Source organism: Halorubrum sp. LN27, assembly GCF_016635065.1.
Classification (GTDB): Archaea; Halobacteriota; Halobacteria; order Halobacteriales; family Haloferacaceae; genus Halorubrum; species Halorubrum salipaludis.
Map to the genome: position 1 here is coordinate 1,385,701 of NZ_JAEPET010000001.1, position 12,431 is coordinate 1,398,131.

The 12,431-nt window shown below is 70.2% G+C and carries 9 protein-coding genes and 1 tRNA gene; 4 read left to right on the top strand and 6 right to left on the bottom strand.

Features of this window, described 5'->3' with window-relative positions; genetic code table 11:
* Positions 1 to 178 precede the first annotated feature (178 nt).
* Both JIN95_RS06795 and pheT read left to right on the top strand, forming a co-directional pair.
* Positions 179 to 1,687 carry a phenylalanine--tRNA ligase subunit alpha gene (locus JIN95_RS06795; protein ID WP_095636943.1) on the top strand — a complete coding sequence of 503 codons (1,509 nt, stop codon included), beginning with the start codon at positions 179 to 181 and terminating at the stop codon, positions 1,685 to 1,687.
* Positions 1,687 to 3,423: a phenylalanine--tRNA ligase subunit beta gene (gene pheT / locus JIN95_RS06800; protein ID WP_200530924.1), complete on the top strand. Its 1,737-nt coding sequence runs from the start codon at positions 1,687 to 1,689 to the stop codon at positions 3,421 to 3,423. Before JIN95_RS06795 ends, pheT begins: the two co-directional genes overlap by 1 nt.
* A 380-nt stretch (positions 3,424 to 3,803) precedes the next feature.
* On the opposite strand, the gene JIN95_RS06805 is transcribed toward pheT, so the two are convergent.
* Entirely contained in the window at positions 3,804 to 4,937 is a 1,134-nt protein-coding gene (locus JIN95_RS06805) for an aminopeptidase (protein ID WP_200530925.1), read from the bottom strand.
* 164 nt (positions 4,938 to 5,101) lie between these two features.
* Here JIN95_RS06805 and JIN95_RS06810 point away from each other — a divergent pair, with 164 nt between their 5' ends.
* Positions 5,102 to 5,770 (top strand): hypothetical protein, encoded by a 669-nt coding sequence (locus tag JIN95_RS06810; protein ID WP_095636940.1) that lies wholly within the window; start codon positions 5,102 to 5,104, stop codon positions 5,768 to 5,770.
* Here the strand turns inward: JIN95_RS06810 and JIN95_RS06815 are convergent.
* Positions 5,743 to 7,134 carry a M20/M25/M40 family metallo-hydrolase gene (locus JIN95_RS06815; RefSeq protein WP_200530926.1) on the bottom strand — a complete coding sequence of 464 codons (1,392 nt, stop codon included), beginning with the start codon at positions 7,132 to 7,134 and terminating at the stop codon, positions 5,743 to 5,745. The two genes, JIN95_RS06810 and JIN95_RS06815, sit on opposite strands and share 28 nt — an antisense overlap.
* A gap of 111 nt (positions 7,135 to 7,245) precedes the next feature.
* On the opposite strand from JIN95_RS06815, the gene JIN95_RS06820 reads away from it, so the two are divergent.
* A tRNA-Lys gene (locus JIN95_RS06820) sits at positions 7,246 to 7,319 on the top strand.
* A 174-nt stretch (positions 7,320 to 7,493) separates the two neighbouring features.
* Here JIN95_RS06820 and JIN95_RS06825 read toward each other — a convergent pair.
* From JIN95_RS06825 to JIN95_RS06840, 4 genes are all read right to left on the bottom strand, one after another.
* Positions 7,494 to 8,315, bottom strand: coding sequence for an alpha/beta hydrolase (locus JIN95_RS06825; RefSeq protein ID WP_200530927.1), 822 nt, complete (start codon positions 8,313 to 8,315; stop codon positions 7,494 to 7,496).
* 144 nt (positions 8,316 to 8,459) lie between these two features.
* Complete coding sequence (locus JIN95_RS06830) at positions 8,460 to 9,116, bottom strand: lactate utilization protein (RefSeq protein ID WP_095636937.1); 657 nt, start codon at positions 9,114 to 9,116, stop codon at positions 8,460 to 8,462.
* A 350-nt stretch (positions 9,117 to 9,466) separates the two neighbouring features.
* The gene (gene thsA / locus JIN95_RS06835) at positions 9,467 to 11,116 is read right to left on the bottom strand and encodes a thermosome subunit alpha (RefSeq protein WP_200532118.1); all 1,650 of its coding nucleotides are present in this window, start codon (positions 11,114 to 11,116) and stop codon (positions 9,467 to 9,469) included.
* A gap of 706 nt (positions 11,117 to 11,822) precedes the next feature.
* Entirely contained in the window at positions 11,823 to 12,365 is a 543-nt protein-coding gene (locus JIN95_RS06840) for a KH domain-containing protein (RefSeq protein WP_095636935.1), read from the bottom strand.
* Between the last annotated feature and the right edge of the window lie 66 nt (positions 12,366 to 12,431).

The following is a 12,431-nucleotide window of genomic DNA, read 5'->3' on the forward strand; positions in this document are numbered from 1 at the left end:
ACTCGAACGCGCCGGAGCGGGCATCGCCACCGGAGCCGACGGCGACGCGTTCGGGTTCTTTTTCGCCTGATCCGCGCGCGGCGGATCCGCCCCGCGGCGGGGCGGTGAAACCGGGCGGATCGGCGGCGACGTGCCGGAACCGTTACCAACCAGCCAGACGCGTATACAGACAACTCGAATGCGACTCCCGGAACGACAGCTCGCGGTCCTCGAGGCCGCGAGCGCGACGGACGAACGGACGATAGACGAGATCGCGGCGGAGACCGGACTGAAGCCCGAGACGGTCACCGGCGCGGCCTTCGACCTTCGCGACGAGGGACTCCTCTCCGTCGTCGAGACCGCCGCCGAGACGCTCGGCCTCACCGACGAGGGCCGGCGGTACGTCGACGACGACCTCCCCGAGACGCGGCTCTACCGCGCCGGGCTCGCGCTCGGCGCCGACGAGGCCGCGGTCTCGATGGGGCGGGTCATCGGCGAGGCCGACCTCGACGGGCCCGAGGTCGACATCGCGCTCTCGAACTTCGCGCGCAAGGGACTCGGCTCGATCGACTCGGGCGAGCTCCGGATCGCCGCCGACGCCGACCCGGACGCCGACCGGGAGGCGGCCGCGCTCGCGGCGCTCGCCGACGGCGACGACCCGGCGGTCGACGACGCGGTCCTCGACCAGCTCGACTCCCGCGGGCTCGTGGACCGCGGCGAGTCGGTCACCCGGTCGGTGACGCTCACCGACGACGGCGTCGACGCCCTGATGACGGGCGTTGAGGCGACCGAGACCGTCTCGGAGCTCACCCCGGAGCTGCTCGCCAGCGGCGAGTGGCGCGACGTGGAGTTCTCCGAGTACAACGTCGAGGCCGACGCGCCGACGGCGCAGGGCGGCCGGAAACACGTCCTCCGCCGCACCGCCGACCGCGTGAAGGACGTTTTAGTCGGCATGGGGTTCCAGGAGATGGAGGGCCCCCACGCCGACAGCGACTTCTGGATCAACGACTGCCTGTTCATGCCGCAGGACCACCCGGCGCGGACCCACTGGGACCGGTTCGCGCTGGACGTGCCGCCGATGGAGGGGATCCCGGACGAGCTGATGGCCCGCGTCGAGGCCGCCCACCGCGACGGCTGGGGGATCGACGGCGACGGCTACCACTCGCCGTGGTCCAAGGACTTCGCCCGCGAGGTCGCCCTCCGCGGACACACCACCTCGCTGTCGATGCGGTACCTCTCCGGGATCGCGGGCGCCGAGCTCGAACCGCCGCAGCGCTACTTCTCCGTCGAGAAGGTGTACCGCAACGACACGCTCGACCCGACGCACTTACTGGAGTTCTTCCAGATCGAGGGGTGGGTGATGGCCGAGGACCTCTCGGTGCGCGACCTGATGGGCACCTTCGAGGAGTTCTACCGGCAGTTCGGGATCACGGACATCCGCTTTAAGCCGCACTACAACCCGTACACGGAGCCCTCCTTCGAGCTGTTCGGCGAACACCCGGAGACGGGCGAGGAGATCGAGATCGGGAACTCCGGCGTCTTCCGCGAGGAGGTCACCGGCCCGCTCGGCGTCGACTGCGACGTGATGGCGTGGGGGCTCGCCTTGGAGCGGCTCGCGATGCTCACGACGGGCGCGGAGGACATCCGCGACCTCCACGGGACGCTGGCAGACATCGAGTTCCTGCGCGACGCGGAGGTGAGCTACTGATGCCCGTCGTCGACATCGACACCGACGAGCTGCGCGGATTGACGGGTCGCACCGACACGAGCGACGAGGAGTTCAAGGAGGACCTGTTCGGGCTCGGCTTAGAGTTCGAGGGGGAGACCGACGACGGCCTCCTCCAGTTCGAGTTCGCGCCCGACCGGCTCGACCGGCTCTCGGTCGAGGGCGTCGCGCGCTCACTGCGCTACCACTACGGCGACGACCGCGGCGTCTACGTGCCCGACACGAACGACCCCGAGTGGACGATCGAGGTCGACGAGTCGGTCCCCGACGAGCGCCCGTACGTCACCGGCGCCGTGGTCCGCGGTGTCGACCTCGACGAGGGGGCCTTGGAGTCGCTGATCCAGCTGCAGGAGAAGCTCCACGCGACGATGGGGCGCGGCCGCGCGAAGGGCGCGATCGGCATCCACGACCTCGCGATGGTCAAGGGCGCGCCCTTACAGGAGGGCGCGGAGCCGTCGATCACCTACCGCGGCGTCGACCCCGACGGCGACACGTTCGTCCCGCTCGATTCGAACGACGAGCTGACGCCGAACGAGGTGCTCGACGAGCACGCCACCGGAGAGACGTACGCCGACCTCGTCGAGGACCTGGACCGGTACCCCGCGATCTACGACGAGCTCGGCCTCTTCTCGTTCCCGCCCGTCATCAACGGGAAGCGGACCGAGGTGACGACGGGCTCCCGCGAGCTGTTCGTCGAGCTCACCGGCACCGACCAATGGACGATCGACCGGATGTGCAACATCATCTGTTACGCCCTCTCGGCCCGCGGCGCGACGATCGAGGAGGTCGAGGTGCACTACGCCGACGGCGCGACGCACCCGAGCGAGTACGGCGCGGAGCTGGTCCGTCCGAACTTCGACACCGACGAGAAGGCGGTCGGCCACGACCGGATCGAGACGCTCCTCGGCGTCGACTTCGAGCCCGAGGAGGTCGTCGACTGCTTCGAGCGCGCCGGCCTCGACGCCTCTTACACCCTCGACGAGGACGTGACCTACGAGGTCGAAATTCCCCCGTACCGCGTCGACGTGCTCCACCCCCTCGACCTGGTCGACGACGTGGGCCGCGCGTACGGCTTCGACAACCTGGAGCCGCGCTACCCCGACGTGGGGACGGTCGGCGGGCGCCACGAGCGCTCCCGGCTGGAGGACGCGGTCCGGACGAGCCTCGTCGGCCTCGGCTTCGAGGATCTCCTGAACTTCCACATGACGAGCGGGACCGAGAACTACGACCGGATGAACCTGGGGTCCGGAAGCGACGCCTTCGGCGGCGGCGACCCCGTCGAGATCACGGAGCCGTACAGCGAGGAGTACACCCAGCTCCGCACGTGGGCGACTCCCTCGCTGCTGATGCTGCTGGAGCGGAACACCCACAACGCCTACCCGCAGGACGTCGCGGAGGTCGGCTTCGCGGCCGAGCGCGACGAGACCGAGGACACCAACGTCGCCGAGCGCCGCCACGTCGCCGGCGCGGTCGCCCGGCGCGACGCCTCCTACGAGGCCGCCAAGGGCCGGCTGCAGGCGGTGTGCGACGACTTCGGCGCCGAGCTGGAGACGCCGCGCACGGAGCACCCCTCGTTCATCGACGGCCGGACCGCCGCGGTCGTGATCGACGGCGAGGAAGTCGGCGTGATCGGTGAGATCCATCCCGCCGTGCTCGTCGAACACGACCTGGAGGTGCCCGTCGCCGCCTTCGAGTTCCACCTTAACGCGCTGCAGTAATTCGGAGTCGATCTTCACGTTGCTGTCGGTCGTTTATACGGCGTTGACTCCAGATCGACGGTGAGGATCTCCAAAGCCCCAGTCGCGCTCGGCTCCCACAGCTCGCTGTGCTCCTCAGTCGCTCGCGTTGCTCGCTCCTTGCGGTGCTTACGTCGCTGGGGTTCGCCGAGCGCGACTGCCCCTTTGAGTCCCACCCGACCGCACGGCACCGCAGCCTCAGGCCTCCCCAGCCTCGTCGCTCGCTCGGGGCTCCCTTCGGTCGCCCCCTCGCGTCGCGACTCCCTCGCGCGTGCTTCTCGGCCGCGGGGCGGCCTCGAAGGCACGCGCCACCGCACCGTTTGTCGTTTATATACCGTCTCTCCGCCGCCGAGCCTCCCCGATCAGCCCTCGAAGCCGTTCTCCCACCGGAACGTCCCGTTCCGCTGGACGACCTCGCCGTCGATCTCCAGCCGGGAGTCCGCGCTCACGTCGCTGATCATGTCGACGTGGACCGCGCTGTCGTTGCCGGACTCGCCCTCCGGCAGGCAGGCGTCGTAGGCGCGGCCGACCGCGAGGTGGATCGTGTCGCCCATCTTCTCGTCGAAGAGGATCGAGTCGGTGAACCGGTCGATCCCGCGGTTCATCCCGATGCCGAGCTCGCCGAGCCGCCGGGCGCCGGCGTCGGTGTCCAGCACGCTCGCGAGCGCGTCCTCGCCGGCGCCGGCCGAGAAGTCGACGACCTCGCCGTCCTCGAAGACGAGGTGCACGTCCCGGACGCGGGTCGCGTCGATCGTCATCGGCACGTCGAAGAACGCCTCCCCCTCGGTGTCGTAGGGCGCGGTGAACACCTCGCCGGAGGGGAGGTTGTGGGAGTCGTACGCCACGGAGGCGGCGGAGTTGACCGCGGTGCGGCCCGCGATCGACATCGTGATGTCCGTGTCGGGCGCGTCGTCGCGCTCGGTGACGATCCGTACCTCGTCGCCTTGATCGAGGGCGTCTTTCATCGCCGCCATCTCGTCGGCGAGCGCCTCCCAGTCGCGGAGCACCGCGTCGTAGACGAACTCTTGGTACTCCTCGTAGGCCATCCCGGCCTGCTGGGCGAGCGAGCGCGTGGGGTGGACCGTCGACACCCAGTCGGTGTCCATCCGCGCCTCGCGCACGTCCCGCCGCGCTTTCGCGTACGCCTGCCGGGTCTCGCTTTCCACGTCCGCGGTCGCGGTGGTGTTGCGCCCGCCGCCGATCCGGAGGTAGGCGTCTGCGGCCTCGAACAGCGCGCGCTCGACGGCCGGGTCGTCGTCGAAGGCGGGGACGTCGCCGTCGGCCCCCGCCTCGGCGCCCTTCAGGTACGCCCGCGACAGCTCCGCCGACCCGTACAGCGTCGTGACGTTGGCCCCTCGCTCGCCGAGCGCCTCGGCGACCGCGACGCCGAGGTCGTGGGCGTCCTCGGCGACGCTCACGACCACGTCGTCGCCGGCCTCGACCCGCGCGCTCCAGTCGACGAGCACTTCCGCGTGTTCGCGTACGCGTTCGTCCATGCCGTGAGGTGTCGGTCCCCCGGTAAAAATCCCTCCTCGTCGGCCGCACGCGCCGGGACGCGGTCCCGCCCGCCCGCCGAACCGGCCGTCTCGGCCGTCGCCGTCGTCAGCGAAACCTGCCCCGGTGCCGGCCGCTTATGTGCGCGCACCCGAAGTGGTAGGACATGAACGAGGAGTCACCCGCGGACAGACGCTCTCCCGTCGGCGAGCCCGTCGTCCGGGCGGACCCGGAGGTCACGGGCGAGCGCGCCGCCGAGGCGGTGGGGTTCGACCCCGACGACCCCGAGAGCGTCGCCGAAGCGGCCGAGACGGTCGCCCGCTTCGCGGCCGGCGACGTTGGCGACGACGACCACGTGCTGATGCTCCGGGGGGCGGCCGCCTGCGCCGCGCTGGTCCGCGGCGTCGGCTCGTACAAGGCGGCCGCCGAGCGCGCTGGCGACGGCGTCTCGGTGGCGTTCATCCGCAAGTGGGCCCGCGTCCACGACCTCCCGCAGGCGATCCGCCGGCAGGTCGCGAGCGGGCAGATTGCGCCGAGCGCGGCGAAACACGTCGCGCGCCTCGGCGGGACCGACCGCTACCTGCTGGCGTGGGCGACGATCGACGGCGACCTCACGGTCCGGGAGGTGCGCTCCATCGCCTCCGCCGTCAACGACGGCGAGGACGTCGAGGCCGCGGTCCGCGAGGCGGGCGTCGAGCTCGGCCGCGTCGAGATCGGGCTCCCGCTCGACGCCTACGTGGAGCTCAGGCGCCGCGCCTCGAACCGGAACGTCGACCCCGGCGACCTCGTCGCGGAGGCGCTCGCCGACTACTTCTCCGAGTCTGACGCGGCGTAATCTCCCGATCCGGCCGCGGAGTGTCCCTCCGGTCCGGCCGCGTACCCCGCCGCGAACCGGTCGACCGCGGCCGCGATCGCCTCGCGCCCCCGTTCGACCTCCTCCCACGCGATCGTCTCGTCCGGGTAGTGCGCCTCCGTGATCGTGCCGGGACCGAACAGGACCGTCGGGATCCCCGCCGCGACGTAGTGTCTGGAGTCGGCGCCGTAGGTCGCGCCGGTCGGCTCCGCGTCGGGGAGGCCGGCGTCGGCGATCCCGGCGCGGACCGCCTCGACGATCGGCTCGTCGACGGCGATCTCCGCGGGCTCGAACTGCACCGAGAACCGCTCGAACGACGGCGGGTGCTCGCGGAGCCACGGGTCGTCGTCGGCCACCTCTGCGAGTCGCTCGCGGAACGTCTCCTCCACCTCGTCGACCGTCTCGCCGGGCGCCACGCCGATCCGGAACTCCGCGGAGAGCGTCGCCGGCACCGTCGACGCCCACGAGCCGGCCTCGACCGTCCCGCAGACGACGGGCCACGGGACCGGGAACTCGCCGTACAGGGGATGGTCGACCGCCTCGCCGCGCTCCGTCTCCAGCTCCGTGAACGCCTCCCGGATCGCCTCGAACCGCGGGAGCACGTCCTCGCCGCGCCAGCGCGTGGCGGCGTGCGCGCTCCGCCCGGTCAGCTCCAGCCGCGCCATCAGCGACCCCTCGCAGGCGACCACGGGACGCAGCTCGGTCGGCTCCGCGACGATCGCGGCGTCGCGCTCGAAGGGGTAGGGGTTCGCGAGCGCCGCGGTCGCGGCCCCGTACCCGCCGTCCTCCTCGCCGGCGACCGCCTCGACGACAACCCGGAGCCCCGCGTCCGGGAGGTCGATCGCGCCGGCCGCGACCGCCTCTCGCACGTCGACGGCCGCGCCGACGCACGCCGCGACCCCCGACTTCATGTCCGCCGCGCCGCGGGCCGTGAGGGTCTCGCCACGCTCGTCGCCTGCGCTCCCCCCCTCGGCCGCTCCCCACACCGGTTCGAACGGATCGATCGACCACTCGGCGGGCTCGGCCGGTACCACGTCGATGTGACCGTTCAGGACGACCGTGGGGGCGTCGTCGGTCGCGTCCTCGCCGTCGCCTCCTCCTTCCTCGGTCCCGCCGAGTTCGAGCACGCCGGCGACGCTCCGGCGGCCCGCCACGTCGGACTCGTCGAGGTCGTCCGGGAAGGAGGGGTGGTCGGCGAGCAGGTCCGGGTCGGCGTCCCACGCGTACGTCTCGAAGCCGAGCGCGTCGAGCTCGCCTTCGACGAAGTCGGCGGCGGCCGCCTCCTCGCCGGCCGTGGAGGCGAACCGGCAGAGGTCGGCGGCGAACGCGCGCATGTCGAAGTCCATGCCGTCGGCGACGGCGGGGGCTCGGAAACCGTTTCGGATCGACGGGCGATCGCCCCGCCGCACGCGGTTTCTAAACGTTTATCCGTGGTCTCGCCGTACGGATTCCTGTCTGGGCCGGTAGCTCAGTTAGGGAGAGCGTCCGGCTTTTAACCGGACGGTCGGGGGTTCGAATCCCTCCCGGCCCGTTTTCCTGCGACCAACGGGAGCAGTGAAAACGCCAGAGGGATTCGAACCAGGGAGCACGCAGCGCCGAGCGGAGCGAGGCGACCGTGCGAGTGGGGTTCGAATCCCTCCCGGCCCGCTGTACCGCCGCGAGCAAACTGTGAGCCGCGAGGCCGCCGACCGCGTCGAGGCCGCGGTCACCGCGTCTCGCCGACCCACTCCAACGCCGCCCGCCGGCGGTCGAGCAGCGTCCCGAGGTGATCGGCGTCGACGGTCTCCAGCGTCCCGCCGCTTTCCTGGACGAGCGACCGAACCGGCGGAAGCGGCGTGTTCTCGTCGCCCGTGCCGTGCCAGGCGCGGAGGGGGACGCCCGACGGGTCGGGATCGAGCGTCGCGCTCGCGAACGACCGGTTTTCGCGCTCGACCGCGCGGGCGCCGCGGTCGAGGGCCTCGTGAAAGTCGGCCGCGACCGCCTCGGCGACCGCGTCGGACACGTCCCGGTCCGTGTACTGGGAGACGACCGCGTTCGGCCCGGAGACCGACGCGAACGCCTTCGAGAGGCGGAACATCGCGCGCAGCGCGAACGGGACCGACGCCAGCGTGGCGAGGGCGTTCTCGGCCGGGGGGACGACGGTGCTGATCAGGCCGACTCGGGTCACTCGATCGTCGGCCGCGGCCGCGAGCGCGAACGGACCGCCGCCGGAGAAGCCGAGCGCGCCGGCCAGGTCGATCGATTCCGCGTCGAGGAGCTCGGTCACGTCCGCCGCCCACTCTTCTCTCGACCACTCGCTCGGTGGCGGCGACGACCGACCGTATCCCGGCCGATCGGGGACGAGGAGCCGGACGCCGGCCTCGGTCGCGGGCGCCGACAACAGCGCCCCGAACAGCCGCGACCCCGGCGTGCCGTGGTGAACGACGACCGGGTGACCGTCCGGGTCGCCGCCGGTCGCGTACGAGAGGGTACGTCCGTCGGAGAGGGTACACGCGTCCGTCCGGAGATCGGTTGGGCGGGGCGTCATGATGGGACCTACGTGCCGCTTCTCGGAGGGGCGGCAAACGGGTTGCGGTCTCGCGGCTTCGACGCCGCGAACCGCGGCGCTCACGGCGGTGAAAACCGGGGGAAAGGTGAGCGTGTCGCCGTCGACCGACGGCGTATTCGTGTTTCAGTACCCGAGCTGTTCGCGCACGAGGACGACCGTCGTCCGGCCCTCCTCGGTCTCGCGGCGGTAGATGAGCTGCTTGGCGATCGCCGACTCGACGCCGTACGCCTCCTGCGCGCGCTCGTTCTCGAGCGGGTACGCGACGGACTCGAGGCGGTCGAGCGCGTCGTCGAGCGAGGGGACGATCTTGTTCGTCCCGGAGACGATGACGACGTTGCCCGCGGCGAACGGGTACGCGCCGATCCGGCTGCCCGAGAGGTCGGCGGCGACGAGCTCGCCGGTCTGCGCGATCGCGTTGATGCCGCCGAGGAAGTAGTCGGCCGTCTGTGACTCCCGTCGCGCGGTCTGTCGCTCGTCGTCGTCGTCGATGCTCCAGATCTGGTCGGGGAGGCTCTCCCATTCGTGGTCGCCCTCGCCGAGCAGGTCGTCGAACCCGATCTCCTCGAGCGTCGTCGAGTGCCCGTTCATCACGGAGACGCCCGCCGGAATCTGCGACTGGACCGCCTCCAACGCCTCGTCGGCGTCGTCGACGACAACCACGTCGAAGCCGCGCTCCTCGAGGCTTTCGACCGTCGCCTCGACCGTCTCCTCGTCCGGAAGCTCGTCTAGTTCCGCGTCGATCTCGGCGTCGTCTGCGTAGTCGGCTTTCTGCTGTGGCATGGTGAACGTGAGAACCTCGTCTACCGATCGGAGGGCCGGGAGCCACTTAATCGCTCGCGGACACCGCTGTCCGGTGGTTACGCGGGTGTTACCCTCGTGTCGCCGCCGACGAATGTGCGGGTCGATACCGATGATCGCGGTCGATCGACGAGCGCGTCGCTCTCCGGTCGAGTCGTCGATAAAAATCGCGTGTCGTCGGGGCCCGAAGGGGCGCGCGACGGTCGGTCGGAAGGCGGTTCGGTGAAGCGGCTGCGGTCGGGGTCAGGGAGCGTGTGAGTTCTCGCCGAACTTCACACCTCGCGGGTCGCGTGCGCTCCCCGCTCGGTATCGAGGTTCTTTCAGAACCTCGCTTACATCGCGCCGCCCATGCCGCCCATGCCGCCCATGCCGCCCATGCCGCCGGGCGCGCCGCCGGGGCCGCCCTCCTCGCCGCCGTCGTCGGAGCCGCCGCCCTTGAGGTCGCCGGCCGCGATGACGTCGTCGATGCGGAGGATCATGACGGCCGCCTCGGTGGCGGACTCGATGGCCTGGGTCTTGACGCGGAGCGGCTCCACGACGCCCTCGGCCTCCATGTCGATCACGTCGCCCGTGTAGGCGTCGAGACCGGCGCCGAACTCGCCGCCGTCGTGGCGGGAGCGGAGGTCGACCAGCGAGTCGATGGGGTCGAGACCCGCGTTCTCTGCGAGGGTGCGCGGGATGACTTCCAGCGCGTCGGCGAACGCCTCGACGGCGAGCTGCTCGCGGCCGCCGACGGAGTCGGCGAAGTCGCGGAGCTGCAGCGCGAGCTCGGCCTCGGGGGCGCCGCCGCCGGGCAGCACCTTCCCGTCGAGCAGGGTCGTGCGGACGACGCCGAGCGAGTCGTCGATGGCGCGCTCGACCTCGTCGACGACGTGCTCGGTGCCGCCGCGGAGGATGAGCGTGACGGACTTCGCCTCTTCGACGTCCTCGACGAAGATGCGCTCGTCGCCGCCGATGTCCTTCTGGGCGACGGAGCCGGCGAAGCCGAGGTCGTCCTCCTCGATGTCGTCGAGGTTGGAGACGACGCGGCCGCCGGTCGCGCGGGCGAGGCGCTTGAGGTCGTCGGACTTCGCGCGGCGGACGGCGAGGATGCCCTCCTGCGCGAGGTAGTGCTGGGCCATGTCGTCGATGCCGTCACCGACGAAGACGACGTCGGCGCCGATGTCGACGAGGTGGTCGACCATCTCGCGGAGCTGCTCCTCTTCCTGGTCGAGGAACTGCTGGAGCTGGTCGGGGTCCGTGACGTTGACCTCGGCGTCGATCTCCGTCTCCTTCACTTCGATGGCGCCGTCGAACAGCGCCACGTCGGCGTCCTCGACCGCGAAGGGCATGTTCTCGTCGACGCGCTCCTTGTCGACGATGACGCCCTCGACGAGCTCGGACTTGTCGATCGAGCTGCCGACGACCTTCTCGACGGAGACGTTCTCCGTGTCGATGCCGTCCTCGTCTTTGACCGCGAGCACGGAGTCGACGACGAGCTCGGCGAGCAGGTCCTTGGAGTTCTCGGCGCCCTTGCCCGTCATCGCCGTCTCGGCGATCTGGACGAGGGTGTCGTAGTCGTCCTCGGAGACGTCGATGGCCTCGTCCTCGATGATCTCCTTGGCCTTCTCGGCGGCCTGACGGTACCCCTGCGCGAGGGTCGTCGCGTGGATGTCCTGGTCGAGGAGCTCCTCGGCCTGATCGAGGAGCTCACCGGCGACCACGACCGCGGAGGTGGTGCCGTCGCCGACCTCCTCCTCCTGCGTCTCGGAGACCTCGACGATCATGTTGGCCGCCGGGTGGTCGATGTCCATCTCCTTCAGGATGGTGACGCCGTCGTTCGTGACGACGACGGACCCGCCGGAGTCGACGAGCATCTTGTCCATCCCTTTCGGGCCGAGCGTGGTGCGGACGGACTCCGCGACCGCCTTGCCGGCCGTGATGTTCATGTTCTGAGCGTCCTTCCCGGAGGTACGCTGCGACTCCTCGGAAAGTACGATCATGGGCTGATTGCCCATCCGCTGGCGCTGTGACATTACAGCCATTGATTGATTGTGATTCTATATAAATGTGTCGTTCAGTTCGTGCGAAACCGCAACACGGTGGGGGAGTATCGGACGGTATGCGGTGCGTTCACATAGCCCTTTTTATAGAACTCTAGATCAACTGCTGGACGCAAGATGCTTATAAACGGACCGCGGTGGCGCGTGCCTGCGAGCGGCGCGAAGCGCCGCGAGACAGCACGCGCGAGGGACGCCGCGAGCGACGCGGGCGACCGGAGGGAGCCCCGAGCGAGCGGCGAGGCTGGGGAGGTGTGAGGTGCGGTTGCTGTGCGGGGTGGGACTCGAAGGGGCAGTCGCGAGGCGGGCGCAGGCGACGCAAGCACCGCAGCGAAGGAGCGGTAGCGACCGAGTGAGGAGCGTGGTTCGAGACGCCTCCGGCGTCTCGTCATCGCCAGAAATCGGAGATTTCTGGCTAGCAGTCAGAACGCTTCGCGTTCTGACGACATCACGAAAGGCGCTTCGCGCCTTTCGAACGACAGCGAGCGTGCACCCGCCTCGTGACTGGGGCTTTGGGGAGCTCGCCGTCGATCTGTGGTCAGGTGTTTATAAGTGAGCGCCTGGGGCTTTGGAGGAGTTCTCTACATCACAAATAAAAGCAATATAAGCAAAAAGCGACGCCGCCCGCAAGACCGAGAAACTCTGCCGATTACTGCGGCGCGTTGAAGCTCACGTCGTCGTCGAGCTCGTTCGACATGCGCTCTAGGTACGAGTACACCGCGCCGTGGGGGGCCCCGTCCAGCAGCATCCCGACGGCCCGCCGAACGACCTCGATCTCCTCCGGCTGACCGACGGCGCCCACGGTGGAACCGTAGACGACGACGTTCGCGCCCGACAGCTCCTCGATGAGCTCCCGCGTGCGCCCGTTCTCGCCGATGATCCGGCCCTTCTTGCGCTGGAGGTCGTTGTCGTTGCGGGTGTGCTCGGACAGGTCGATCAAATCGAGCGTCCGGAGGTCGTGGTCGAGGATCGAAAGCGCCGTCTCCGGCTTGAAGCCGCGCCCGATCGCCTTAATGATGTCCGGCGCCACCATCGCGGCCACCGGGTCGTCGCGCTCCTCGATGGCGACGCTGCCCGACTCCGAGTCGATGTCGAGCCGCACGTTCGCCCGCTCTTCGATCTCCCGCATCGTCTCGCCGCCGGCGCCGATGACGACGCCGATACGGTCCTGCGGAACCGTCACGTGTTGCATACGCCGAACTACCCGCCCGAGCCTTTTAAGCGTGTTCCGCCGTCGGCGGTGTGCGCCTCAGTACCG

Bases quoted from the DNA above. Each gene is read 5' to 3' on its own strand.
- pheT (WP_200530924.1), top strand. From the start codon at position 1,687: ATGCCCGTCGTCGACATCGACACCGACGAGCTGCGCGGATTGACGGGT.
- JIN95_RS06810 (WP_095636940.1), top strand. From the start codon at position 5,102: ATGAACGAGGAGTCACCCGCGGACAGACGCTCTCCCGTCGGCGAGCCC.
- JIN95_RS06805 (WP_200530925.1), bottom strand. From the start codon at position 4,937: ATGGACGAACGCGTACGCGAACACGCGGAAGTGCTCGTCGACTGGAGC.
- JIN95_RS06795 (WP_095636943.1), top strand. From the start codon at position 179: ATGCGACTCCCGGAACGACAGCTCGCGGTCCTCGAGGCCGCGAGCGCG.
- JIN95_RS06840 (WP_095636935.1), bottom strand. From the start codon at position 12,365: ATGCAACACGTGACGGTTCCGCAGGACCGTATCGGCGTCGTCATCGGC.
- JIN95_RS06825 (WP_200530927.1), bottom strand. From the start codon at position 8,315: ATGACGCCCCGCCCAACCGATCTCCGGACGGACGCGTGTACCCTCTCC.
- JIN95_RS06815 (WP_200530926.1), bottom strand. From the start codon at position 7,134: ATGGACTTCGACATGCGCGCGTTCGCCGCCGACCTCTGCCGGTTCGCC.
- JIN95_RS06830 (WP_095636937.1), bottom strand. From the start codon at position 9,116: ATGCCACAGCAGAAAGCCGACTACGCAGACGACGCCGAGATCGACGCG.
- thsA (WP_200532118.1), bottom strand. From the start codon at position 11,116: ATGATCGTACTTTCCGAGGAGTCGCAGCGTACCTCCGGGAAGGACGCT.